Here is a 25,587-nt window from a genome sequence, read left to right on the forward strand (position 1 = left end):
TTTTTGCCCACTCTACGCAGTCGTCGCCTGTCGTTCCATTGCCATCCGCAGTGGAGCCCGAGGGCACGCATCCGTTACCATGCCGCTCCGGTTTTGGCTAAGCATTGGGATCGACCATGGAATTTCTGCTCTATCTGGCGCTGGGCGCCTGCGCAGGCGTGCTGGCCGGGCTGTTCGGGGTTGGCGGCGGGATCATCATCGTCCCGGTTCTGGTGTTCAGTTTCACCTTGCAAGGCTTCGACGCGTCGATCCTGACCCACCTGGCGGTCGGCACGTCCCTGGCAACGATCATCTTTACGTCGATCAACGCGGTTCGCGAACATCATCGCCGCGGCGCCGTGCGTTGGCCGATTTTCGTGTGGATGACCGTCGGTATTCTGATGGGCGCCGGTTTCGGGGCGCTGACGGCCGAAGCGATCTCCGGCCCGAACCTGCAGAAAATCATCGGCGTGTTTGCGCTGATCATCGCGGCGCAACTGGCGCTTGACGTCAAACCCAAAGCCAGCCGAACGGTGCCCGGCAAACTCGGTCTCACCGTGGCCGGCAGCGTGATTGGTTGGGCCTCGGCGATTTTCGGCATTGGCGGCGGCTCGTTGACCGTGCCGTTCCTGACCTGGCGCAGCGTGCCGATGCAGCAAGCGGTGGCAACTTCGTCGGCCTGCGGTCTGCCCATCGCCTTGGCCAGTGCATTAAGTTTCATGATTCTGGGCTGGCACGATCCCTTGCTGCCGGCCCATAGTCTCGGTTTTATCTATTTGCCGGCGCTGCTCGGGATTGCCCTGACCAGCATGGTGTTTGCCCGTCTCGGTGCGCGACTGGCCCACAGGCTGTCGCCGAAGTTGCTGAAAAGGCTGTTCGCGGCTTTGCTGTTCTGCGTAGGCCTGAGCTTCCTGCTCTAGCTCGCAATACTGGCTTAATCCTGAGGTGGCAGCGTCGCCCGGGAATTCTGCTTTCAACTTTCAACAAGGAGTCGCAATGCTGCCTTACCCGCAGATCGACCCGGTGGCCCTGGCCATTGGTCCGCTGAAAATCCACTGGTACGGTCTGATGTACCTGATCGGCATCGGCGGCGCGTGGCTGCTGGCATCGCGCCGGCTCAACCGTTTCGACCCGACCTGGACCAAGGAGAAACTCTCCGACATGGTCTTCTGGATGTCGATGGGCGTTATCGTCGGCGGCCGCCTGGGCTATGTGCTGTTCTACGATCTGAACGCTTACCTGGCCAACCCGACGCTGATTTTCGAAGTGTGGAAGGGCGGCATGTCGTTCCATGGTGGCTTCATCGGCGTGATGCTGGCGGCGTTGTGGTTCGGCAAGAAGAACAACAAGTCGTTCTTCCAACTGATGGATTTTGTTGCACCGATGGTGCCGATCGGCCTGGGTGCCGGGCGCATCGGTAACTTCATCAATGCCGAGTTGTGGGGCAAGGCCACCGACGTGCCGTGGGCAATGGTCTTTCCGACCGATCCGGCGCAGCTGGCGCGTCACCCGTCGCAGCTGTACCAGTTCGCGCTCGAAGGCGTGGCGCTGTTCGCCATCCTCTGGTTGTTCTCGCGCAAGCCGCGGCCGACCATGGCGGTGTCCGGGATGTTTGCCCTGTTCTACGGCATCTTCCGTTTCATTGTGGAGTTCGTCCGCGTACCGGACGCGCAACTGGGCTATCTGGCCTGGAACTGGCTGACCATGGGCCAGGTGCTCTGCGTACCGATGATCGTTGGCGGGCTGTTCCTGATCTGGCTGGCGTATCACCGCGCCCCGGCGACGCCAGCGGCAGCCGTATAAATTCGAATCCCGGGGTGACGACCCCGGGTTCAAGGACACAGGTAACTCATGAAGCAATACCTCGAACTGGTCGCCCACGTCATCAAGAACGGCACCAAGCAAGCCAACCGCACCGGCGTGAACACCATCAGCTTTCCGGGCGCGATGCTGCGTTATGACCTGAAAGAAGGTTTCCCGGCGATCACCACGCGCAAGATGGCCTTCAAATCGGCCATCGGCGAGATGTGTGGTTTCCTGCGGGGCGTGAACAACGCCGCCGAATTCCGCGCGCTGGGCTGCAAGGTCTGGGATCAGAACGCCAACGAAAACGCGCAATGGCTGGCCAATCCGTTCCGTCAGGGTGAAGACGACCTTGGCGAAATCTACGGCGTGCAATGGCGCAAATGGCCGGCGTACAAGCAGATTCCGGTCAGCAATCAGGCCGCTATCGAACAGACCCTGAGCCAGGGCTATCGTCAGATCGCCGAAGGCGAAGAAGACGGTCAGGCCTATGTCGTTCTGTACAAGGCGATCGACCAGATCCGCCAGTGCGTCGACACCATCATCAAAGACCCGGGCAGCCGTCGCATCCTGTTCCACGGCTGGAACGTGGCGCAGCTCGATGAAATGGCCTTGCCGCCGTGCCATCTGCTGTACCAGTTCCACCCGAATGTCGAGACCAAGGAAATCTCCCTGACGCTCTACATCCGCTCCAACGATCTGGGCCTCGGCACGCCGTTCAACCTCACCGAAGGCGCCGCACTGCTGAGCCTGATTGGTCGCCTGACCGGTTACACACCGCGCTGGTTCACCTATTTCATCGGTGATGCCCACGTCTACGAAAACCATTTGGACATGCTCAACGAACAGCTCAAGCGCGAGCCGTTCCCGATGCCGAAACTGGTGATCAGTGAGCGTGTGCCGGAGTTTGCCAAGACCGGCGTGTATCAACCGGAGTGGCTGGAGTTGATCGAGCCGAGCGATTTCTCGCTTGAGGGGTATCAGCACCACGCGCCGATGACGGCACCGATGGCCGTCTGATTGGTTGAAGGGCGGGGCTATTTTATTAGAAAAGGTTCTATCTGACTGTCATTTCTGACAGTAGGCGAATAAACGAGAGGGTGTTTGACTGATCACGAGGCCAATCAGGCCGCGGTCAGCAACACCCTCTTTTTTTCAGGAGCCTTGTCATGAATAACATTGCGGCCGTTGGAGCGGGCGGCTTTTCGGAGCGACATTTCGGCACGAACCCTCTAATGACCGGAGTGACAGGATTGCCGTTCATTGGCTGTGAAAGCCAGTCGGGGCTCTTTCATTTCATTCCGAGCCTCGAACCATGGGGGTGCGTGGTGCCCATGGAGATTTTCACCGGTGCCCCCATCTTCGTTGATTCACTGCGTGTAGTCGTGTCAGTAAACGATAGGGAATTTCAGATCGGCGATCAGGTTCGTGTGCAATGGGTGGCGTTAGGCGGTTCCGGGGGAAGTTACCAGTCGCAGCCCCAGCCAGCGCTGAGTTTCACCTCATTACATTTTGTTATCCCCGACGACATCGCAAGGCAATTTGAGGGAGACCGGCTCGAGGTCATTTTTGTCATCGAAAGAGGCGAGAACGCTATACCCTCTGCATCGTTGTTCATGACCTTCGCCCCGGCACTGATTCAAACCGGCCCGGTTTCTATTGAAGGCGTCTCGGGGGGGGCTCTTGAGATTAATCAACATCCCGATGGCGTCGTTCTGACCATTCCTCGGATTGAAAACCTGCGAACAAACAACGCCATTGAAATGTCCTGGCTAAGTAGCGTTCGTGGTGGGCAGGGCGGAGCTTGGAGAGATTATCAGCGCAAATTGACGGTCAAGCCCGATTTACCCCTAAAGTTTCGGATTGAGCCCTCCGTCTATGAAGGGCATCGGGGTGAGACCGTTCACCTGCGCTGCAGTCTTTTTCTGGGCTCGGGTATGGTCCCGGGCATCACTTACGGCATGGGGCATCGAGGCGTACTGGAGTTCAAATTGATCTAGTCGCTGATGTGGCGATGGGACTAATGCCCATGACTCCTGCCGACATGGGAATGCTCGACTTCCGTCGCCACAACCCCGCCACTCACTTCCAGCCGCTGCAAAATCCCGCACTGATCAATGTCCGGCCCCTCGCCACAGCGTTGGCGCAGGTCGAGCAGCTGCGTCTGCAACGCCATCAGCCCATCAATTCGCGCTTTCACGTGATGAATGTGCTCGTCGATCAACGCATTCACGCTTTCGCACTGATCCTGCGGACTGTCGCGCAGGGCCAGCAGGCTGCGGATCTCTTCCAGGGTCATGTCGAGCGTGCGGCAGTTGCGGATGAAGGTCAGGCGTTCGGCGTGGGCTTGGGTGTAGACGCGGTAGTTGCCGTCGCTGCGGGCCGGTTCCGGCAGCAGGTTTTCGCGCTCGTAATAGCGGATGGTTTCGACGGCGCAGTCGGTGAGTTTCGCCAATTCTCCGATCTTCATGACAACAATCTCCAAAAGGGTGCTTGACCCTATAGTGGCTACAGGGTCTTTACTTGGCAACAGGCACCTTCATGGACGCAACCAATGAGCGATTCCCTTCACACCCATAAACCCGAGGCTGATCACGATCACGATCACGATCACGATCACGATCACAGCCAAATGCTGCAGCCTGTGCAGAAGCATGACCATGGCGGGCATGGCGATTCCTGCTGTTCCTCCAAGGCGGCAGCGCCGTCGCTGATCAAGTTGAGCGACACGCCGACCGACGGCGCCCGGCTGAGCAGCTTTCGCATCGACGCCATGGACTGCCCGACCGAGCAGACGCTGATCCAGAACAAACTGGGCAAGCTTGCGGGTGTGCAGCAACTGGAATTCAACCTGATCAATCGGGTCCTGGGCGTGACCCATGACCTGCCGAGCACTGCACCGATCATCGAGGCGATCAAGTCGCTGGGCATGGTGGCCGAACCGATGGAGCAGGGCACCGAAGCGCCAGCGCCGATCCCCGAGAAAAAGCACTGGTGGCCCCTGGCGCTGTCCGGCGTGGGTGCGCTGGCTGCAGAAGTGATCCACTTCACCAACGCCGCGCCGGACTGGGTGGTGGCGATCATCGCGCTGATTTCGATCCTCAGTGGTGGCCTTACCACTTACAAGAAAGGCTGGATCGCGCTCAAGAACCTCAACCTCAACATCAACGCGTTGATGAGCATCGCGGTCACCGGCGCGATCCTGATCGGTCAATGGCCGGAAGCGGCGATGGTGATGTTCCTGTTTACCGTGGCCGAGTTGATCGAAGCCAAGTCGCTGGACCGGGCGCGCAACGCCATTGGCGGCCTGATGCAGATGACCCCGGAACAGGCCACGGTGCAGCAAGCCGACGGCCGTTGGGTCGAGCAAGACGTCAAAACCATCGAACTTGGTGCGCGAGTGCGGGTGCGTCCCGGCGAGCGGATTGGCCTGGACGGCGAAGTCGTGTCGGGCAGTTCGACCATCGATCAGGCGCCGATCACCGGCGAAAGCCTGCCGATCGAGAAGACGGTGGGCGATAAGGTCTTCGCCGGCACCATCAACCAGGCAGGCTCGCTGGAATATTCCGTCACGGCTGCGGCCAATAACTCGACACTGGCACGGATCATCCACGCCGTGGAGCAGGCCCAGGGTGCACGGGCGCCGACCCAGCGCTTCGTCGATCAGTTCTCGAAAATCTACACCCCGGCTGTATTCATCTTTGCCTTGGCCGTAGCGGTCATTCCTCCGCTGTTCATGGGCGCATTGTGGTTCGACTGGATCTACCGGGCGCTGGTGTTGCTGGTCGTTGCCTGTCCGTGCGCACTGGTTATCTCTACCCCGGTGACCATCGTCAGCGGCCTCGCGGCGGCGGCGCGCAAAGGCATTCTGGTGAAGGGCGGTGTTTATCTGGAGGGCGGTTACAAGCTGGACTACCTGGCCTTGGACAAGACTGGCACGATCACTCACGGCAAACCGGTGCAGACCGATTATTTGTCGCTTGATCCAACCGCTGACGAAACCGCCCCGGCGATTGCGGCAGCGCTGGCCGGTCGCTCGGACCATCCGGTGTCGTTGGCCATCGCCAATGCGGCTGTGGATAAACAGTACGCGCCGCTCGTTGTGGATAACTTCGAAGCCCTGGGAGGTCGCGGTGTACGCGGGGAAATCAACGGCCAGCTCTACCACTTGGGCAACCATCGCCTGGTGGAAGATTTGGGTTTGTGTTCGCCTGCACTGGAAGAGAAGCTGTTTGCGCTGGAAAAACAGGGCAAGTCCGTGGTGCTGTTGCTCGACAAGTCCGGCCCGTTGGCGCTGTTCGCCGTGGCCGACACGGTGAAGGAATCCAGCCGTGAAGCGATCCAGCAACTGCACGAACTGGGCATCAAAACCCTGATGCTGACCGGCGACAACGTCCACACCGCTCAGGCGATTGCTGCGCAAGTCGGCATCGACGAGGCCAAGGGCGATCTGCTACCGACCGACAAGCTGCATGCCATCGAGGCGCTTTATGCGCAGGGGCATCGCGTCGGCATGGTCGGCGATGGCATCAACGATGCGCCGGCACTGGCCCGGGCCGAGATCGGTTTCGCGATGGCCGCCGCCGGTACCGATACCGCCATCGAGACCGCCGATGTCGCCCTGATGGACGATGATCTGCGCAAGATTCCTGCGTTCATCCGCCTGTCGCGGCAAACCTCTATCATCCTCAAACAGAACATCGCCCTCGCTTTGGTCATCAAGGCGATCTTTCTTGGGGTAACCTTCGCCGGGATCGCCACCATGTGGATGGCGGTGTTCGCCGACATGGGCGTCAGCCTGTTGGTGGTGTTCAACGGTTTGCGCCTGTTGCGCAAGTAAGCGATGAGGAGCGGGTGTGCTGAGTGCCGAGCTGAAGGCGTTTTACATGGTTGCCCGCCTGGGCAGCATTACCCTGGCGGCGAAAAAGCTCGGCCTGAGCCAACCCACCGTGACCACGCAGATTCGCCATCTGGAAAGCCAGTACTCGGTTGAATTGTTCTACCGTGGCGGCCGCCGCCTCAGCGTCAGCGACGAAGGCGCGCGGTTGCTGCCGATGGTCAAGGCGCTGTTGCAGCAGGAAGCCGACATTGAGTTTTTCCTGCGCAACAGCGGCCAGGTCGAGGGCACATTGCGCATTGCCGCGACGGCACCGTATTACATCCTCGACCTGGTGAAGACCTTTCGCGAGCGCTTGCCCCAGGTGGAAGTGTCGGTGGAAATCGGCAACTCCCAGCAGGTGCTGGAGGCGCTGGAGGATTACCGGGTGGATGTCGCGGCGTCGTCGCAGTTGCTCGACGATGCGCGGCTGATTCGCCGGGTGCTCGGCAGCGATCCGCTGGTGCTGGCGGTGCATCGCAATCATCCGTTGGCGGTGCATGAACATGTGCCGCTGAGTGCGTTGGCCGGGCATACGTTGTTGATGCGCGAGTCGGGCTCGACCACACGCCGATTGACTGAGGAATTGCTGGCCAGCGCCGGCGTGAGTTTCGGGCCGTTGCTGGAAATTGGCAGCCGAGAATCGATTCGCGAGGCGGTGCTGCGCAACATTGGGATCAGCATCATTGCCAGGCAGGAAGTGCCGCATGATCCGCAACTGCGCGTGCTGACGATTGAGAATGCGCCGCAGATTCCGGAGTATTTGTACTGCCTCAAGGAACGCAAAGGCGCGCGGTTGCCGGCGGCGTTTCTGGGGTTGGCGCAGGAAATGGCGCCGGCCTGAAAATCTCTATTGCCTGTTCTGGCCTCATCGCGAGCAAGCTCGCTCCCACAGGGTTTTGTGGTGAACACCAGATTTGTGAACACCACCGCCCACTGTGGGAGCGAGCTTGCTCGCGATGACGTCAGTGCAGGTAACCCAAATCCTTGAATACCACTATCAGCCGTTTTTGCCTCACTGCCACATGACCGACGCATTACAAACCTAGGATGGGCTTCATCTGCTTGATGAGGCCTGTCCATGAACCACTCGATCGCAACTGCCCTGACCAACCCCGGCGCCCCGATGAAGGTGCGCGGCGTGCAGAAACGCTTTGGCGCGTTCACCGCGCTGGATAACGTTTCTCTCGACGTGGCGGCCGGTGAACTGGTGTGCCTGCTCGGCCCGTCCGGCTGTGGCAAAACCACCTTGCTGCGCTGCATCGCCGGTCTTGAGAAGCAGGACAGCGGCGAGTTGTATCTCGGCGATCGCGATGTTTCCCACCTGGCACCCCAGGCCCGGGACTACGGCATCCTCTTTCAGTCCTACGCGCTGTTCCCCAACCTCACCGTCGAAGCGAACATTGCCTACGGACTCGCCGGCAGTGGTCGCGATGAAGTGCGCAAGCGCGTCGGTCAGATGCTGGAACTGGTCGGCCTGACTGGCAGTGAGAAAAAGTACCCCGGCCAGTTGTCCGGCGGCCAACAGCAACGTGTCGCGCTGGCTCGGGCGTTGGCGCCAGCGCCCTCGTTGTTGCTGCTGGACGAACCCATGTCGGCCCTCGACGCCCGGGTCCGCGAGCATCTGTGCACCGAGCTGCGTCAATTGCAGCGCAACCTCGGCGTCACCACCCTGATGGTCACGCACAATCAGGACGAGGCTATGTTGATGGCCGACCGCATTGCCGTGATGAACAACGGCAAGGTCGAGCAGTACGCCACGCCGCAAGACATCTACGACCGCCCGGCCACGCCGTTTGTGGCGGAGTTTGTCGGCCAGGGCAACTGGCTGCCATTCAGCCGCAGCAGCGACAGCCACGCCCAGGTCGGCGGGATGAGCATGCGCCTGGCCGATGGCAGCGCTAAAACCACGACGGGCCGCCTCTTCTGCCGCCCGGAAGCGATCAACGTCAACCCGCCGGTGCATGAAGAAAACCTGTTCCCGGCGAAGGTCCGCGAGATCACCTTCCTCGGCAACCGCTGCCGCATGAGCTTCGAACTCGACCAACTGCCGGGCCACGCATTGCTGGCGGAACTGGCACCGGAAGCCATGCCGCGCCTTGGCGCGCAGCAGATCATGGTCGCCTTGCCTCCGCGTAGCTTGCAGGTGTTTGCCTGATGAGCGCGAACATCGCGCTGCCGATACCGCACAAGCAGGTTCGGCAGACCTCCCGTGCCGAGATCGGCGACCGGGTGTTCGTGGTCGGCGGCAAAGTCCTTTTATTGGTGTTGCTCGGCCTCGCGGTGTTGATGCCGTTGCTGGCGATCTTCTGGCGCGGTTTCAGTTCGGAGGCGGGGCAGGGCGGTGGTCTGGTCGCGGCTCGCGAATTGGTGACCAGTGCGAACTTCCACTGGTTGCTCGGCAACAGCCTAAAGGTTTCCCTCAGTGTCGCGGCGATTGTCGTACCGCTGGCCTACCTGTTTGCCTACGCATTACAACGCACGTTGATTCCCGGCAAAGGCATCTGGCGCGGGATTTCTTTGTTGCCTCTGATGGCTCCGTCAATGTTGCCGGGCATTGCGCTGGTTTATTTGTTCGGCAACCAGGGCATGTTGCGCGGTTTGCTTTCGGACAATATCTACGGCTTCTGGGGCATTGTTCTGGGTGAGGTCATCTACACCTTCCCACACGCGTTGATGATTCTGCTGTCGGCCCTTTCCCTGGCCGATGCGCGACTGTTCGATGCCGCCTCCAGCATGGGCGCCAGTCCGGCCAAAGCCTTTCGCAGCATCACATGGCCGGCGACCCGTCAGGCCGTGTTCGCGGCGTTCTGTCTGGTGTTCACCCTGACCATCACCGACTTCGGCGTGCCCGTGGTGGTCGGTGGCGACTATCAAGTGCTGGCGCTGGAAGCCTACAAGGCGGTGGTTGGTCAGCAGCAATTCGGTCGCGGCGCGTTGATCGGCATGGTCCTGCTGTTGCCGGCGCTGTTCAGCTTCGGGGTCGACGCCTGGTTGCGTCGACGTCACGGTGACTCCATGAGCGGCCGTGCCCAAGTCTTCAAACCCGCGCCGTCAACGCTGCGCGACGGCTGTTACCTGGCCATTGTGTTGCTGATCTGCGCGGCGTTGTTGCTGGTGTTCGGCATGGCGGTGTTCTCCTCGCTGGTGAAATTCTGGCCGTACAACCTGTCGCTGTCGCTCAACCACTATCAGTTCAACGACACCGCAGGCGGCGGCTGGCTGGCCTACAGCAATAGCGTGAAGATGGCCTTGTGCACGGCGTTGATCGGCAGCGTGCTGATCTTCACCGGCGCGTACCTGATGGAAAAAACCAAGGGCCAGCGCGGACTGAACCTGACCCTGCGCATCCTCAGTTTTGTGCCGATGGCGGTGCCGGGGCTGGTGCTGGGCCTGGGTTATGTCTTCTTCTTCAACCTCACCGGCAATCCGCTGCATGTGCTGTACGGGACTATGACTTTGCTGGTGGTCTGCACCATTGCTCACTATTTGACCACTGCGCAAATGACCGCCACCACCGCGTTGCGCCAACTTGATGCCGAGTTCGAAGCCGCCGCGTTGTCGCTCAAGGCGCCGCTGTATCGGCATTACCTGCGGGTCACCGTGCCGATCTGCCTGCCGGCGCTGCTGGACATCGTGCGCTACCTGTTCGTCTCGGCCATGACCACTGTCTCGGCGGCGATCTTCCTCTACAGCCCCGACACCATCCTCGCGGCGGTGGCGGTGCTGAACATGGACGACGCCGGCAACGTCGGCGGCGCGGCGGCGATGTCGACCCTGATTCTGTTCACCTCGGCGGGCGTGTCCCTGCTGCTGGCCTGGGCTTCGCGCGGGTTGTTGCGCCGCTCCCAAGCCTGGCGGCAGACCGCGCCCGGCAACTGATTCTGTACAACCCCCTCAACTCAAAGACAGGAAAAGATCATGTTCAAGCCCCTGGCCCTGGCCGCTGCTGTCCTCACCGCTTTCAGCCTGAACGCCTTCGCGGCGCCAACCGAGTTGACGGTGTACACCGCCCTCGAAGCCGAGCAACTGAAGACCTACAAAGAAGCCTTCGAAAAAGCCAACCCGGACATCGAGATCAAGTGGGTGCGCGATTCCACCGGGATCATCACCGCCAAACTGCTCGCCGAAAAAGCCCGCCCGCAGGCTGACGCCGTGTGGGGCCTGGCCGCGTCGAGCCTGGCGATTCTCGATCAGCAAGGCATGCTGCAAAGCTACGCACCGAAGGACCTGGGCAAGATCGGCGGCAACTACCGCGATGCCGCCAACCCGCCAGCCTGGGTCGGCATGGACGTCTGGGCCGCGACCATTTGCTTCAACACCGTCGAAGCCGAAAAGCAGGGTCTGACCAAACCCGTGAGCTGGCAGGACCTGACCAAGCCTGAGTACAAAGGCAAGATCGTGATGCCCAACCCGGCCTCGTCCGGCACCGGTTTCCTCGACGTCAGCGCCTGGCTGCAAACCTTCGGCGAGAAGCAGGGCTGGCAGTACATGGACGACCTGCACCAGAACATCGGCCAGTACGTTCACTCCGGTTCCAAGCCTTGCAAACTGGCGGCCGCCGGTGAATTCCCGATCGGCATTTCCTTTGAGTACCCGGCGGTTCAGTTGAAGCGTCAGGGCGCGCCGCTGGACATCATCCTGCCGAAGGAAGGCTTGGGCTGGGAGATCGAAGCGACCGCTGTGATCAAGGGGACACTACACGAAGACGCGGCGAAGAAACTGGCCGACTTCTCGGCCAGCCCGGCGGCGATGGAGCTTTATAAAGAGAACTTCGCGGTGCTCGCGCAACCGGGGATTGCCAAGCCGCAGACCGAATTGCCAGCGGATTATGAGCAGCGTCTGATCAAGAACGACTTCGCCTGGGCGTCGAAGAATCGCGATGAAATCCTGACCGAGTGGCGCAAGCGCTATGACGGCAAGTCCGAGAAAGTGGTTGCCAAGTAAATCTCTGTAGGCTGACAGGGCCTCATCGCGAGCAAGCTCGCTCCCACAGGTTTTGTGGCGATCACTGAACCTGTGGGAGCGAGCTTGCTCGCGATAGCGGTCTCGAATTCAGGACAAATCTCCATGACACAACACAACGACATGCTGATCGTAGGTGCCGGCATCCTCGGCCTGTCCCACGCCTACGCCGCCGCCAGACGCGGCCTCAACGTCACGGTTTTCGAACGCAGCGAAACCCCCTTGGGCGCCTCGGTCCGCAACTTCGGCCAGGCCCTCGTCACCGGCCAACCTCCGGGCGCGATGCTCGATCTGGCCAGGGCCAGCCGTGAGATCTGGAGCCAATGGGCACAACTGACCGGGCTGCAACTCAAGCGCAACGGCTCGTACCTGTTCGCCCGCACCGAAGCCGAAGAACACCTGCTCGAAGCCTTCTGCACCGGTCGCGCCTTGGAACACGGTTACCGCGTCGACATGCTGCGCGGCGCTGCATTGCGCGATCTCTACGGCGGCCAGTTCAGCCATCACCGTGCGGCGTTGCACGGCATGGATGATCAGCAGCTGTATTCGCGCGAAGCGATTCCAGCGTTGATCGACTACCTGCACCGCGAACTCGGCGTCGATTTTCACTTCTCCACCCTGGTGCGCGACATCGAGCCGGGGCGCCTGCACAGCACCGCTGGCACCTTCAGCGCCGATCAGATCATCGTCTGTTCCGGCCACGATTATCAGACCTTGCTGGCCGAGCCTATTGCTGCGCTCAACCCGCAAATCTGCCGCCTGCAAATGCTCCGCGCCCGACCGCAGATCAACCTCAACCTGCAACACGCGTTGCTCACTGGGTTGAGTTGCGTGCACTACGGCGCCTTCGCCGATCTGCCGGAAGCGGCGGCGGTGCAGGCGCAGATTCTGCGCGAGGCACCGCACCTGCATGAAAACGGCATCCACCTGCTGATCAGCCCGACGCCCTATGGCGAGTTGATCATCGGTGACTCCCACCATTACGGCCGCGATCCATCGCCGTTCAATGCCGAGCAGGTCGATGACTGGATGATCGAACTCGCTGAACAAACCCTGGGTTGCAAGGTGCAGGTGGTCGAGCGCTGGCAGGGCGTCTATGGTTCACGGGGCCCCGGGCCATTCTCGTTCTTGCGGCCGATGCCGGGTGTGAGCGTGGCACTGATGCACACCGGTGTCGGCATGAGCGTCGGGCCGGCGATGGCCGAACGTAACGTTGCGCAGTTGTTGGGGGAAAGTTGATGGAACGTCATGAACAAGTGATCGCCGAGGTGTTCGGTTTGTACGAGCGCTTTGGCGACAGCGATTACATCGGCGAGCCGGTGTCGCAGATCGAACACATGTCCCAGGCGGCCGAACTGGCCATGGCTGAAGGCTTCGATGATGAAGTGGTGCTGGCCGCGTTCTTCCATGACATCGGCCATATCTGTGGCGAGAGCACGGAGAACATGGGTGGCTTCGGCGTGGTCAGCCACGAGCGACTGGGCGCCGACTACTTGCGTCGGGCCGGTTTCAGCGAACGCCTGGCGCGGCTGGTGGAATACCACGTCCAGGCCAAGCGCTATCTGACGCTCAAAGAGCCCGGGTACTACGAGCGATTGAGCGAAGCCAGTCGCCGGACCCTGGAGTATCAGGGTGGGGTGATGACGCCTGCCGAGGCTGAAGCCTTCGAGCGGGACCCGTTGTGCGCGGTCAGTTTGCGCATGCGGCAGTGGGATGAGTTGGCGAAGGAGATGTGGGTGCCGGTGATTGATCTGGGTGTTTTGAAGGACAAGGCGTTGCGGCTGTTGGCTGCATAAAGCCTTGAAACCGAGGCGCTGCCTTCGCGAGCAAGCCCGTACTCCACAATGACCAAGGTTCACAACTGCTGGGCCAACACCTCAACCTGCTCTTGCCGCTCCGCCTGACTCAACTTGGGATGAGGATTCAGCGACGACCACTGCGGATGTGCCCGGGCCTTGTTCAGGGCCTCGGGCAGTTTGCCTTCGCGCCAGGTCTTATCCTGTGGCGTGGCCACCTGGATGCTGTCCAGAGCCGCATGCCCACGAGCATTCAACGCTTGCAGCAATTGCCGCTGACGCAACGCCAGCAACCGCAACACGCTGTCGTCGACCGTCAATTCTCGCTGACCTCTGATCTTGCCCATCAACCGGCTGCCATAACTGCGGGCGGTTTGCAGGGCGCCGCCGGCAATCGCGCCGGCCAGTGCCGCCGCGCCGAGGGTCAGGCCGCCCACCAGCAAATCGACCCCGGCACCGGCAGCCGCGCCAGCCGCGATACCGCCACCAACCCGAACACCGAGTTGCTTGAGGGTTTCCGGGTTGAACAAATCATCGCCCCAGCGGCCATCGAGCAGCGGCAGATCACTGGCCGCCGCGTCCTGTGGGCGAAAGGCATAGAGCTTGAGCAAGCCTTCAACGCAGCGCTGCTCCCGCTGCCGAACGGCTTTGCGCAGTTCGCTGATCGCCTGCTGTTCCTGCTCGGCTTCGCTGACCACGCTGCGCCGGCACGCGGCGCAATCGATCAGCAACTCGGCAATCAATCGCGCCGCACTCTGTTGGCGAGCCAAGCGTTGGGCCTGTTGATCGGCGATCAAACGCTCAAATTGTTCGCGGGAGTTTTCCAGCAGCAAGGCGAGGCTTTCATAGAGTCGCCGTTCGCCATCTTCGGGCGGTGCAACGCTGTCGAAACGCACCAGGGCATGCAAGCCCAGGCGTGCCAGGGCTTCACGCCAATCCGGCTCGCGATGGTTGGCGCTGCTGACGAAATTCAGCACCGGCAGCAGCGGTTTGCCGCAACTGGCCAACACTTCCAGTTCGTCGCGGTACTTGGCCAGGACCGGTTCCCGAGCATCGATCACATAGAGTCCGGCGTCCGAGGCGAGCAGTTGCCGCAGCACTTTGGCTTCCTGTTCGAAGCGCTGCCGGGCTTCGCTGCCCTCGAGGAATCGGGCCAGCCGTGCCGGGCCGTCGAGGCGTTCGCCGGGGCGTTCCAGGCGTTCGAGGTAGTCGAGCAGGGCGATGGCGTCTTCAAGCCCCGGCGTGTCGTAGAGATCGAGCAACGGCTCGCCGTCCACCGACAGCCGCGCGCCTTCGACATGGCGGGTGGTGCTGGGGCGATGGGACACTTCACCGAAACCGACATCCCGGGTGAGCGTGCGCAGCAACGAGGTTTTGCCGACGTTGGTGTGGCCGACCACGGCCAGCTTCAAGGGTGCTTTCCAGGCGTTAGTCATGACCGGTCTCCAGCCAGTTCACAGGCACACAATCGGCGAACGGCAGGTCCAGCTGTTGCAGCGCTATGTGCCAGTCGCCGAGGCGTTCGGCATCCAGTGCTTCGCCGGGCGGCGCTTGCAGCAACCACACGCGGGTCGCGGCGGCATTGCGCGCCAGTTCGGCGATCAGGGCCAGGCTGCCACGGTCCGGTGAGCGCCGTGGATCGCAAGCAATCGCCAGGCGTGCCGGGGGGAAACGACTCAGCTGTTCGAGCAGTTTGTTGCGCGATTCGCGGCTGTCGAGGATGCCGGCGTTGTTCACGGTTTTCGGCAGTTGCGGCGGCCACGGGCGTTGATCGTCCAGCTCGATGGCCACCAGCAACGCGCCGTCGCTTTGCTGCTCACTGACGCCCCTTTCGACACGATGCAGTTGCGCAGGTGCGGCATCACTGATGCCGAGGCGTTCGCTGGTGGGCATCAGGCGTTCGCGCAATTGGGCGTAACCGGGCAGGTTCAAATCCAGGCGCAAAGCGGCTTGGCCGGAGGTCCAGCGCCAGCGGCAGAACAGCACCAGCACCAGACGCGGCAACACGCCGTAGACCAGCAACACGCCCACCAGCCATGCGGCCCAGGCCTGACGAGCGCTTTCGATGTTCAGCGCGGCATCGCCACTGGCGCGGATCATCTCCACGCTGGGCACGCTGAAACCGAGCAGGGCTGGCAGGGCGCCTAGGGCCTGGGTCATGGCGACGAAGGTGTCGCCACGCAGAATGGTGGTTTCCCAGACAAAGCCGTAGCGTCGGGTTGCCATCAGCATCAGCACGATAACCAGCGCACTGAGCAACGCCAGCAACCACAAGCCGTTGACCAGCACGCCGATCGCCCAGCGATTGAGTTTGCGTCGCTGCAGTAACAGCAGGAGGGCGGGTGCCAGTTGCGCGGCTTTGGCATCGCGAGCAAGTTTTTCGCTGAGCCACAGCCACAAACGCCCAAGGCTGGCACCGTGTTCACCGGCAAACACCAGCCCCAATGCCCAGCTCAACAGCAGAATCAGATTGAGCCCCAGCAGACTGCCCAGGGCCCAGAACACATTTACCGGGGTCTGGCCGTCACCCAGTGCGGCAAACGCAAGACCAGCGCCGCTGACGACGGCGAGCACCGCCATCACGATCAGCGCCAGTCGCGCGCCTTGCAGCCAGTGTTTGAGGGCGTCGGCCAAACCATCGCGCTCGGCCAGCCACACGGCCCGGCGCTGAATGCGCATCGGCAGATCGCCGCCGGCGCTGCGGGCCAGTCGGTTGGCTTCCAGATCATCCAGGGGGCCGGCGTGTTCTTCACGCAGGCGCACCGTCTCGGTCAGCCAGAGGTTTTGCAGTGGAGTCAGTTCAGTCACGCGGCATCCCGTCGCTCAAATGAGCTGTGAGCATAACCGCTGTGGCGCTTATCGGGGTACGGGAGGCTCTGGTATCCTCGCTGGCATGACTAAATCACTCCCCCTCAGCCTGATCGCAGCCCTCGGTGAAAACCGTGTGATCGGCGTCGACAACAGCATGCCCTGGCACTTGCCGGGGGACTTCAAATACTTCAAGGCCACCACCCTCGGCAAGCCGATCATCATGGGGCGCAAGACCTGGGACTCCCTCGGTCGTCCGCTGCCGGGCCGCTTGAACATCGTGGTCAGCCGTCAGGCGGATCTGCTGCTGGAAGGTGCGGAGGTTTATCCGTCGCTGGAGGCCGCCGTGGTTCGCGCGCAGGAATGGGCGAAGGAGCAGGGCGTCGATGAGGTGATGCTGATTGGCGGCGCGCAGTTGTATGCGCAAGGGCTGGCGCAGGCGGATCGGTTGTATCTGACCCGAGTGGCGTTGAGCCCGGACGGGGATGCGTGGTTTCCGGAGTTTGATGTGGGGCAGTGGAAACTGGTGTCGAACATTGAGAATCCGGCTGTGGATGATAAGCCGGCGTACAACTTCGAAGTCTGGGAAAAAGCCTAAAAGCATCGCGGGCAAGCCCGCTCCCACAGTGGTCGAGGTGAAACACAAATTATGTGAACACCTGCGATCCCTGTGGGAGCGGGCTTGCCCGCGATGAGGCCCGCGCAGACAATTACAGTCTTAAGCGTGCGCCAACTCCGCATGCTCATCGGCATCCAGCAGTTCTTTATCCGTCTGCTGCATGATCTGGCTGGTAATCGCCCCGGCCGTGATCGAACCACTCACGTTCAACGCCGTGCGGCCCATATCGATCAGCGGCTCAACCGAAATCAGCAACGCCACCAATGACACCGGCAAACCCATCGCCGGCAGCACGATCAGCGCGGCAAACGTCGCACCACCCCCCACGCCCGCCACGCCGGCCGAACTCAAGGTCACAATCGCCACCAGCGTTGCGATCCACAACGGGTCCAGCGGATTGATGCCGACCGTGGGCGCCACCATCACCGCCAACATCGCCGGGTACAAACCGGCACAGCCGTTCTGGCCAATGGTCGCGCCGAACGACGCGGCGAAACTGGCGATGGATTGCGGGATGCCCAAGCGGCTGGTCTGCGCTTCGATGCTCAGTGGAATCGTCGCCGCGCTGGAGCGGCTGGTGAAGGCAAACGTCAGCACCGGCCAGATCTTGCGGAAGAACCGCAGCGGGTTGATCCCGGCCGCCGACACTAGCAGGCCATGAACCACAAACATCAGGCCCAGGCCGATGTAGGAAATCACCACGAAACTGCCGAGCTTGATGATGTCTTGCAGGTTGGAACCGGCGACCACTTTGGTCATCAGCGCCAATACGCCGTAGGGGGTCAGCTTCATCACCAGACGCACCAGACGCATCACCCAGGCTTGCAGGGTGTCGATGGCGTTGATCACTTTCTGACCTTTCTCGACATCGTCCTTGAGCAGTTGCAGCGCCGCGACACCGAGGAACGCTGCGAAGATCACCACGCTGATGATCGACGTCGGCTTGGCGCGGGCGAGGTCGGCGAACGGGTTTTGCGGAATGAACGACAGCAGCAGCTGCGGCACATTCAGGTCGGCGACCTTGCCCGCGTAGTCGTTCTGGATGGTTTGCAGACGGGCCATTTCCTGGGTGCCGGCGACCAGGCCTTCGGCGGTCAGGCCGAACAGGTTGGTCAAGCCGATACCGATCAGCGCCGCGATGGCGGTGGTGAACAGCAGCGTGCCGATGGTCAGGAAGCTGATCTTGCCCAACGACGACGCGTTGTGCAGACGCGCCACGGCGCTGAGGATCGAGGCGAACACCAGCGGGATGACGATCATTTGCAACAACTGCACGTAACCGTTGCCCACCAGATCGAACCAGCCGATCGAGGCTTTCAGCACTGGGTTGCCGGCACCGTAAATCGTGTGCAAAGCGACACCAAACACCACGCCCGACACCAGCGCGAGCAGGACTTTTTTAGCTAAGCTCCACGTCGTGTGACGGGTTTGCGCCAAGCCAAAGAGCAGGGCGAGGAATACCAGCAGATTGAGGATCAGCGGCAGATTCATGTGAACTCCGAAAGTGACTTGTGCCAGCCACCTTCCGGGGCAGCTGCGGATCGCGAAGCCTAACAGCTTGATTTCCAATGAATTAATATCAAAAAAGTCTGATAACTGTCGTTTTTGGAATAAGCCGGTGTCGCTGTCGGGGATGCACTTGGCGCGAAAGGGACGCGAGCGGTCGCTGGCAGGCGAGAGCTGTCACACTTATTTGTTAGCGTCGATATCTTTGGATCAGGGAGAAACCGCCGATGAAACTCGCACCGAAATTTCTCGCAGCAGCACTCTGTCTTGGCCTCGCCGGTCAGGTCTTCGCCACGGATTTGAAACACTGGCCAGCCGATCAGGCCAAGGCGCTGGACGCGATGATTGCGGCCAACGCCAACAAAGGTAACTACGCGGTGTTCGACATGGACAACACCAGTTACCGCTACGACCTCGAAGAGTCGTTGCTGCCGTACATGGAAAGCAAAGGCCTGATCACCCGCGAGAAACTCGACCCCTCCCTGAAACTGATCCCGTTCAAGGACACCGCCGACCATAAGGAAAGCCTGTTCAGCTACTATTATCGCCTCTGCGAAATCGACGACATGGTGTGCTATCCATGGGTCGCGCAAGTGTTCTCCGGTTTCACCCTCCAGGAACTCAAAGGCTACGTCGATGAGCTGATGGCCTTGGGCAAGCCAGTGCCGGCGACCTATTACGAAGGCGATGTGGTCAAGAACCTCGACGTCAACCCGCCGAAAATCTTCACCGGTCAGAAAGAGCTCTACAACAAGCTGATGGAGAACGGCATCGAGGTCTACGTGATGACCGCCGCCTCCGAAGAGCTGGTGCGCATGGTCGCTTCCGATCCGAAGTACGGCTACAACGTCAAACCGCAAAACGTCATTGGCGTGAGCTTGCTGCTCAAGGACCCCAAGTCTGGCGAACTGACCACGGCGCGCAAGCAAATCACCGCGGGCAAGTATGACGAGAAGGCCAACCTCGGCCTCGAACTGACCCCGTACCTGTGGACCCCGGCGACCTGGATGGCGGGCAAGCAAGCGGCGATCCTGACCTACATCGATGAATGGAAAAAACCGGTGCTCGTGGGCGGCGACACCCCGAGCAGCGACGGTTTCATGCTGTTCCACAGCGTCGACGTGGCCAAGGGCGGCATCCACTTGTGGGTCAACCGCAAGGACAAATACATGACCCAGATTAACGGCATGATGGCCAAGCACGCAGCGGCCCAGGCCAAGGAAGGGTTGCCGGTGACGGCGGACAAGAACTGGGTGATCGTCAAGCCTGAAGAGATTCAGTAAGCACCGAAGATCCAATGTAGGTGCGAGCCTTCTCGCGAAGACGGTGGGTCATTCAGCATTGATGTTGACTGACCCGGCGCTTTCGCGAGCAGGCTCGCTCCCACAGTTGATCTCCATTGGCTGAGGGATTTTGGTCAAAAAAATGCCCCGCACTTGGCGGGGCATTTTTTGTTCGGCAGTTAAGGTTTACAACCCGTCGAGCATCGCCTTGTTACGCACAGCACCCTTGTCGGCGCTGGTTGCCAGCAGGGCGTAAGCCTTCAGTGCAGTGGTCACCTTGCGTGGACGTTTTTCCACAGGCTTCCAGCCTTTCTGATCCTGCTCGGCACGGCGGCCGGCCATTTCTTCGTCGCTGATCAACAGGTTGATCGAGCGGTTCGGAATGTCGATCAGCACCTTGTCGCCATCCTGCACCAGACCAATCGCGCCGCCCGCAGCGGCTTCCGGCGAAGCGTGGCCGATGGACAGGCCCGAGGTGCCGCCGGAGAAACGGCCGTCGGTGAGCAGGGCGCAGGCTTTGCCCAGGCCCTTGGATTTCAGGTACGACGTCGGATAGAGCATTTCCTGCATGCCCGGGCCGCCTTTCGGGCCTTCGTAACGGATGATCACAATGTCGCCGGCCTTCACTTCGTCGGCGAGGATGCCGCGAACGGCGCTGTCCTGGCTTTCGAAGATCTTCGCGTTGCCTTCGAAGACGTGGATCGACTCGTCGACGCCTGCGGTTTTCACCACACAGCCGTCCAATGCGATGTTGCCGTAGAGAACGGCCAGGCCGCCTTCTTTCGAGTAAGCGTGCTCGACACTGCGGATGCAGCCGTTCTCACGGTCATCGTCCAGTGTTTCCCAGCGGGTCGACTGGCTGAACGCGGTTTGCGTCGGAATGCCTGCAGGACCGGCCTTGAAGAAGTGATGCACGGCTTCGTCGTCGGTCTGGGTGATGTCCCACTTGGCGATGCCTTCGGCCAGGGTCTTGCTGTGCACGGTCGGCAGGTCGGTGTGCAACAGACCGCCACGGGACAGCGAGCCGAGGATACTGAAGATCCCGCCGGCACGGTGTACGTCTTCCATGTGGTACTTCTGGATGTTCGGCGCGACTTTGCACAGTTGCGGCACGTGACGGGAGAGACGGTCGATATCGCGCAGGTCGAAATCGATCTCGGCTTCCTGGGCGGCGGCCAGCAAGTGCAGGATGGTGTTGGTGGAACCGCCCATGGCGATGTCCAGCGTCATGGCGTTTTCGAACGCCTTGAAGTTGGCGATGTTGCGTGGCAATACCGATTCGTCGTTCTCGCCGTAATAACGTTTGCACAGCTCGACGATGGTGCGGCCAGCCTGCAGGAACAGCTGTTCGCGATCGCTGTGAGTGGCCAGGGTCGAACCGTTGCCCGGCAATGCCAGGCCCAGGGCTTCAACCAGGCAGTTCATCGAGTTGGCGGTGAACATGCCGGAGCACGAGCCGCAGGTCGGGCAGGCGCTGCGCTCGTACTCAGCGACTTTCTCGTCAGAAGCGCTGGAGTCGGCGGCGATGACCATCGCGTCGACGAGGTCGAGACCGTGGCTGGCCAATTTGGTCTTGCCGGCTTCCATCGGGCCGCCGGAAACGAAGATCACCGGGATGTTCAGGCGCAGGGCGGCCATCAGCATGCCAGGGGTGATCTTGTCGCAGTTGGAGATGCAGACGATGGCGTCGGCGCAGTGGGCGTTGACCATGTATTCGACGGAGTCGGCGATGATCTCGCGGCTCGGCAGCGAATAGAGCATGCCGTCGTGGCCCATGGCGATGCCGTCATCCACGGCAATGGTGTTGAATTCTTTTGCCACACCGCCGGCGCGTTCGATTTCGCGGGCGACCAGCTGGCCGAGGTCCTTGAGGTGGACGTGGCCCGGTACGAATTGGGTGAACGAGTTGGAAATGGCGATGATCGGCTTTTTGAAGTCGTCATCTTTCATCCCCGTGGCGCGCCACAGTGCGCGGGCGCCGGCCATGTTGCGGCCGTGGGTGGACGTTTTCGAGCGGTAATCAGGCATGAAGCACTCCGGGCGGCTAATCAGGTATCAAAAGGGAAGTGAGCTTCTATTGACGTCTGGAGCACCCAGAAATGGCCGTGTGTCCGGAAGTTGCCGATAACTTTGCGGGATCGCCGCGCGCTTCAGCTTGAGCTCATAAACCCGCCGGGGGATGACTGGCGATGAATGTCGCGATTCTACACGGCTGGCGTCAGGAGGGAATGCCGGGAAGCGTTGATCCGGCGCTGGCGCAACGTGCGGGATGACGACTGGCAGGTTTCAGCCCGTCTTCAGCGCCAGATGCCGTCGTGTAATCAAGACATTCAGGCCAAGACCCGTGGCACTCAAGGACAGGAAACACAGGGCAAGCGCCGTGGTCAGGTCTTCGGAAGCGAGGTTGATCACCACGCTGATCACACCGCCGCACATGAAAATAAGCACGCCGCCGACCGAGGTCGAGGTTCCGGCATTCTGTGGGTAGAGACTCATGGCTTTGGAGTTGGCGATGGGCCTGGCAATGGTGGTGCCCGCCGTACAGATCAGCATGGGTATCAGCACCGCTGCCGCAGAGAGCCCGAACTGATCCGCCAACCACAGCATGACCAGCCCTGACAAAGCGATCAGGCCCAGGCCAATGACTATTTGCGTGTTGGCCTGCAGGTGCCGGTGCAGAGCGCTGGCGACAATCCCGCCAAACACATAGGCCACGCCATACAGCAACAACGCCCAGGCAAATGCGTAAGGCGACAACGCCAGCCGCTCCATGAAAATGATCGGTGAAATGACGATGAACGAAAAATGGCAGGCAAAGGCCAAGGCTGAAATCAACCAATACCCCATGAATCGTATATCCGAACACAGCCGCCAATAAGCGCTGAAAAAACGTTCATGTGCGGTGGTATGAAGGTGAGGGTTTTCCCTGAGCAGAAAAAAGGCTTTAAACCAGACAATGATGGCCAGGCTGATAAACACATAAAAGCTGCCCTGCCAGCCTAGCTGTAATTGCAACCACGTCCCTAGCAGCGGCGAAATGGAAATGAACACCCCGCCGCCGGTCACCATCCAGATTCTGATTCGCTCCTGCTCCTTGCCGACGAACAGATCCTGAACCAGTGCCTGTGACAGGACAAAGGACCCGCAACCAACGGCCTGGACCACCCGGAAGAACAAAAACCAGCTGTATTCGCTGGACACCACACACCCTGTGGCTCCGACCACCGCAATCGCGATACCGGCCAGCAGTAGTTTTTTGCGCCCCCACAAGTCTGACAAGGGGCCGACCAACACCACGGACAACGCCAGGCCAATGGCGAACACGCTAACGGACAGGGCGATGTCGGACGGTGAGGTCCGAAAGTAGTCAGAAAGATCGGGAAAGGAGGGGAGCACCACATCCAGGGGAAAGACGCCGAGCAGCGTCATGGTCATCAACAGAATGACCATGGCACGTTGTTCGCCCCGGGCTACCTGTTTTCCGTCATTCATCGAGCAGCCCTGCCCTGGAGAACAGTTGCCGATTGGCAGGCAGATCGAAGAACCCCGCTTTTTTCATTGCATTGAGCGTCGCCCCTGCACCCGACCGGGCGCGCAGGCGCTGTGCTTGCTCGCCGGTCAAATCACCCAGGATCTGCGCGACAGACGCTTCACTCAGGCCGGCACTGCGCAGGCTTTCGCCAAGCCAGCGTTCATCGACTTCAAAGAAAAGCAGCAGGATTTCCAGGAGCGACCTGGCGGTGAATGTGCGTTGGCCGCAACTCAATTGCAGCCACAGATAATGGAACACTTCGCAAAAGTAGCGACTGTGCCGTGCCTCGTCGGCCAGGTGGTCCCTGAGCATTTCCTGAACGCTGCTCACCAGCGTGTCGCGGCAAACGTCGAGCAGTTCCTTGGCGATGATCGTCTCCGAAACGAAGCCGACGAGAATCCACGCCAGTGCTTTGTGCTTGTCCGGCGTGCGGTCGAGCAGGGCGTTCAGCCGGGCGATCCGCTGGGGCAGGACCGGGCGTTCAGTCATGCCGTAAATATCGGCAATCTGCTCGGCGAGGCTGTTGGAGAACAGCGCGTGATAAGCCTCATCGGTGTAGAGCTGCAGCGCGGCGGTTTTCATCCGTGGGGGGATGGAAACCCCCAGTTCGTTGTGCACGATGGTTTCCACGGAGCGGTTGACGATCCGGTGTTCGAGCAGGGTGGTGTAGTCGAGGAAATACACCAGATGGTTGGCGGACAGACGATGAGCGACTGCTCTGCCGGCTGCTTTGATTGCCGGATGATTCAGGTAAGGCAGAAACTCCGGCGCAAACCAGTGGCGGGTTTCCAGTTGCCGTTTCAGGTCCGGTGGCAATTGGTAGGTGTGTTCGCTGACCCGCACCGAGGCTCGGGTGTTCCAGTCTCCAAGGGTGAAGCGATGGGCCCATGAGGCTGGGGTTGACGCAGGGTCGATGAGGGGCTCGCTCATTGTTCCGCCCCCCGATTGCTCAGCAGCGCTTTCAACTCCTTGCACATCACTTGCCCGTCGCTCTGGCCGCAGCCGACAAAGAACAACGGTTGCTCTGCGCTGTTCTCAAGTCCAAGCAGCGCTTCGACCCGATCATCTGTCAATGCACCGGTCAGCCAGGTGTTCAATCCCAGCGAGGTGGCCGCCAGTTGAAAGGTCTGGGAAATATGGCCGGCCTCGACGTAGGCCATTCGGTACGCCCGCGAGTGTTCATATTTCCACCACAGCTTGTCGAATCGGCTGGTGATGAACAGGCCTGCGGGCAGGTTATTGATGAAGTGTTGACCACTCATCAGTTGTCCCAAGGGTTGGGAAGGCAGCGGATTAACCAGACTCAGTGAGTGCCCGGTGGGGTGATAGGCGTAGACACCGGGTGGCAGGCCGCTGACGTTTTGCACCAGCAAAAAGCCTTCGCAGGCATTCAGTCCGCCACCGGACGGGCTGCTGCGCCGGGCGCCGAGGCCTTCGACGATGCTTTCGTCGACGTCGTTTTCGCGCTCATGCAGATAGCCGAGGGACAGGTACAGCAACGTACTGACGGCCTCGAGGGAAACGGCTTCACCCGTGAAGGTGCGGCAGGTTTTCCGATTGACCAAGGCGTTTGCCAGGGAGCCTTCCGGCAGGCAGGAAGGTTTTGGCAGGGTAATCAGCTCGCATCCCAGGCGTTCCGAGCGCCTGGCTTTCGGTGAAGGCGTGCTCAGTACGTCGGTGCAATGATCAAGGTATTGTTTTGACCATTCATTAATGTTTTGCGGAATGTGTTCGCAAGGAATGTTCTTGGTGCCGATATGGAATATCTTCGACAGTTCGTCCCAGCCCCACTCGGTAATATCTGTTATTGCCGTTGTCAGTATTCCAGCACCCAGTAGCTGAGTGTCAATGGTATTGAGTTCGTTGAACTTTTCGGGATTGTCGATAAGTTCGGCCAGTCGAGTGGAATACTTCAGGTTCAGTTCAAACTGCTTGTGGTTTTTGTAATCCCAGACTATTTGGCCGGGCGTGCGAGGAAGTATGAATAAATGAGGGCTGATCTGCATGATGGGGGGTTCGCTCTGGGCAATGCCATAGAAAACGCTGGGTAGCCGGCACTCCCCAGCGTCTCATTTACTTAGCGGGCTTTAGGGGCAACCAGAAAAGCCAGATTGGCGATGCTGTTAGCTTCCAGAGTAATTGCTTTCATTTTGAACTCCTTGTAATTGAAAGTAAGTGTCACTTCGTGGTGACACGCTCAATCATAGAGTGTAATGAGCGCTTATCAAGGCGATATTGGGTAGGAAACTTCCAGTAATTTCGTCAGATCGATCTTGGTTATGAACAAGTTTTGTCAGTCAAATGTTAAATAGTGAAAGGCGCAGCGAAACGTCCTGCAAGTCCGTAGGATCGCAAGTGTAGGAAGTTTGAGCGGAATTCAATAACAGATAATAAAACGGGGAGCCATCTGGCTCCCCGTC

Annotated in this window: 21 protein-coding genes; 13 read left to right on the forward strand and 8 right to left on the reverse strand. The window is 60.4% G+C overall.

The features are described from left to right. Positions 1-116: 116 nt before the first annotated feature. The 4 genes from K0F88_RS10540 to K0F88_RS10555 all read left to right on the forward strand — a co-directional run bounded on the left by K0F88_RS10540 (position 117) and on the right by K0F88_RS10555 (position 3,782). Positions 117-899 carry a sulfite exporter TauE/SafE family protein gene (locus tag K0F88_RS10540; protein ID WP_094470134.1) on the forward strand — a complete coding sequence of 261 codons (783 nt, stop codon included), beginning with the start codon at positions 117-119 and terminating at the stop codon, positions 897-899. Positions 900-975: 76 nt separating this feature from the next. Further along, positions 976-1,782 (forward strand): prolipoprotein diacylglyceryl transferase, encoded by an 807-nt coding sequence (gene lgt, locus K0F88_RS10545; RefSeq protein ID WP_219095028.1) that lies wholly within the window; start codon positions 976-978, stop codon positions 1,780-1,782. Between the two features lie 48 nt (positions 1,783-1,830). Continuing rightward, positions 1,831-2,802 (forward strand): thymidylate synthase, encoded by a 972-nt coding sequence (locus K0F88_RS10550; protein ID WP_219095029.1) that lies wholly within the window; start codon positions 1,831-1,833, stop codon positions 2,800-2,802. A gap of 149 nt (positions 2,803-2,951) precedes the next feature. Next, positions 2,952-3,782 carry a hypothetical protein gene (locus K0F88_RS10555; RefSeq protein ID WP_094470137.1) on the forward strand — a complete coding sequence of 277 codons (831 nt, stop codon included), beginning with the start codon at positions 2,952-2,954 and terminating at the stop codon, positions 3,780-3,782. Positions 3,783-3,802: 20 nt separating this feature from the next. Here K0F88_RS10555 and cadR read toward each other — a convergent pair whose 3' ends face one another. Next, on the reverse strand, positions 3,803-4,252 hold the full coding sequence (gene cadR, locus K0F88_RS10560) for a Cd(II)/Pb(II)-responsive transcriptional regulator (RefSeq protein ID WP_010466748.1): 450 nt from the start codon (positions 4,250-4,252) through the stop codon (positions 3,803-3,805). 84 nt (positions 4,253-4,336) lie between these two features. Between cadR and K0F88_RS10565 the strand changes: the two genes are divergently transcribed. From K0F88_RS10565 to K0F88_RS10595, 7 genes are all read left to right on the forward strand, one after another. After that, positions 4,337-6,622: a heavy metal translocating P-type ATPase gene (locus K0F88_RS10565; protein ID WP_219095030.1), complete on the forward strand. Its 2,286-nt coding sequence runs from the start codon at positions 4,337-4,339 to the stop codon at positions 6,620-6,622. 16 nt (positions 6,623-6,638) lie between these two features. Further along, positions 6,639-7,502, forward strand: a complete 864-nt coding sequence (locus K0F88_RS10570; protein WP_219095031.1) for a LysR family transcriptional regulator — start codon at positions 6,639-6,641, stop codon at positions 7,500-7,502. A gap of 237 nt (positions 7,503-7,739) precedes the next feature. Then, the gene (locus K0F88_RS10575; RefSeq protein ID WP_219095032.1) at positions 7,740-8,816 is read left to right on the forward strand and encodes a putative 2-aminoethylphosphonate ABC transporter ATP-binding protein; all 1,077 of its coding nucleotides are present in this window, start codon (positions 7,740-7,742) and stop codon (positions 8,814-8,816) included. Next, positions 8,816-10,540, forward strand: coding sequence for a putative 2-aminoethylphosphonate ABC transporter permease subunit (locus K0F88_RS10580; RefSeq protein WP_219095033.1), 1,725 nt, complete (start codon positions 8,816-8,818; stop codon positions 10,538-10,540). The genes K0F88_RS10575 and K0F88_RS10580 overlap by 1 nt, the downstream gene beginning before the upstream one ends. Before the next feature lie 39 nt (positions 10,541-10,579). Further along, the gene (locus K0F88_RS10585; protein ID WP_219095034.1) at positions 10,580-11,605 is read left to right on the forward strand and encodes a putative 2-aminoethylphosphonate ABC transporter substrate-binding protein; all 1,026 of its coding nucleotides are present in this window, start codon (positions 10,580-10,582) and stop codon (positions 11,603-11,605) included. 123 nt (positions 11,606-11,728) lie between these two features. Further along, positions 11,729-12,862 (forward strand): TIGR03364 family FAD-dependent oxidoreductase, encoded by a 1,134-nt coding sequence (locus K0F88_RS10590; RefSeq protein WP_219095035.1) that lies wholly within the window; start codon positions 11,729-11,731, stop codon positions 12,860-12,862. Then, positions 12,862-13,419 carry a phosphonate degradation HD-domain oxygenase gene (locus K0F88_RS10595; RefSeq protein WP_094470144.1) on the forward strand — a complete coding sequence of 186 codons (558 nt, stop codon included), beginning with the start codon at positions 12,862-12,864 and terminating at the stop codon, positions 13,417-13,419. The genes K0F88_RS10590 and K0F88_RS10595 overlap by 1 nt, the downstream gene beginning before the upstream one ends. 59 nt (positions 13,420-13,478) lie before the next feature. Here K0F88_RS10595 and K0F88_RS10600 read toward each other — a convergent pair whose 3' ends face one another. Together K0F88_RS10600 and K0F88_RS10605 are read right to left on the reverse strand one after the other, a co-directional pair. Then, positions 13,479-14,855, reverse strand: a complete 1,377-nt coding sequence (locus K0F88_RS10600; protein ID WP_219095036.1) for a GTPase/DUF3482 domain-containing protein — start codon at positions 14,853-14,855, stop codon at positions 13,479-13,481. After that, positions 14,848-16,227 carry a DUF2868 domain-containing protein gene (locus K0F88_RS10605; protein ID WP_219095037.1) on the reverse strand — a complete coding sequence of 460 codons (1,380 nt, stop codon included), beginning with the start codon at positions 16,225-16,227 and terminating at the stop codon, positions 14,848-14,850. Before K0F88_RS10605 ends, K0F88_RS10600 begins: the two co-directional genes overlap by 8 nt. An 85-nt stretch (positions 16,228-16,312) precedes the next feature. Between K0F88_RS10605 and K0F88_RS10610 the strand changes: the two genes are divergently transcribed. Then, on the forward strand, positions 16,313-16,825 hold the full coding sequence (locus K0F88_RS10610; protein WP_219095038.1) for a dihydrofolate reductase: 513 nt from the start codon (positions 16,313-16,315) through the stop codon (positions 16,823-16,825). A 120-nt stretch (positions 16,826-16,945) separates the two neighbouring features. On the opposite strand, the gene K0F88_RS10615 is transcribed toward K0F88_RS10610, so the two are convergent. After that, positions 16,946-18,337, reverse strand: coding sequence for an L-cystine transporter (locus K0F88_RS10615; RefSeq protein ID WP_219095039.1), 1,392 nt, complete (start codon positions 18,335-18,337; stop codon positions 16,946-16,948). Positions 18,338-18,579: 242 nt separating this feature from the next. On the opposite strand from K0F88_RS10615, the gene K0F88_RS10620 reads away from it, so the two are divergent. Continuing rightward, the gene (locus K0F88_RS10620; protein WP_219095040.1) at positions 18,580-19,635 is read left to right on the forward strand and encodes a haloacid dehalogenase-like hydrolase; all 1,056 of its coding nucleotides are present in this window, start codon (positions 18,580-18,582) and stop codon (positions 19,633-19,635) included. Between the two features lie 186 nt (positions 19,636-19,821). Here the strand turns inward: K0F88_RS10620 and ilvD are convergent, their stop codons facing one another. The 4 genes from ilvD to K0F88_RS10640 all read right to left on the reverse strand — a co-directional run bounded on the left by ilvD (position 19,822) and on the right by K0F88_RS10640 (position 25,173). Then, positions 19,822-21,663, reverse strand: coding sequence for a dihydroxy-acid dehydratase (gene ilvD / locus K0F88_RS10625; RefSeq protein WP_219095041.1), 1,842 nt, complete (start codon positions 21,661-21,663; stop codon positions 19,822-19,824). A 258-nt stretch (positions 21,664-21,921) separates the two neighbouring features. Then, positions 21,922-23,127: an MFS transporter gene (locus tag K0F88_RS10630; protein ID WP_094470152.1), complete on the reverse strand. Its 1,206-nt coding sequence runs from the start codon at positions 23,125-23,127 to the stop codon at positions 21,922-21,924. Beyond that, positions 23,120-24,097, reverse strand: a complete 978-nt coding sequence (locus K0F88_RS10635) for a diiron oxygenase (protein WP_094470153.1) — start codon at positions 24,095-24,097, stop codon at positions 23,120-23,122. Before K0F88_RS10635 ends, K0F88_RS10630 begins: the two co-directional genes overlap by 8 nt. Then, positions 24,094-25,173, reverse strand: a complete 1,080-nt coding sequence (locus K0F88_RS10640) for a SagB family peptide dehydrogenase (RefSeq protein ID WP_094470154.1) — start codon at positions 25,171-25,173, stop codon at positions 24,094-24,096. The genes K0F88_RS10635 and K0F88_RS10640 overlap by 4 nt, the downstream gene beginning before the upstream one ends. Positions 25,174-25,587 lie beyond the last annotated feature (414 nt).

It is taken from the genome of Pseudomonas sp. UMAB-40 (genome assembly GCF_900095275.1).
Lineage (GTDB): Bacteria > Pseudomonadota > Gammaproteobacteria > Pseudomonadales > Pseudomonadaceae > Aquipseudomonas > Aquipseudomonas mandelii_B.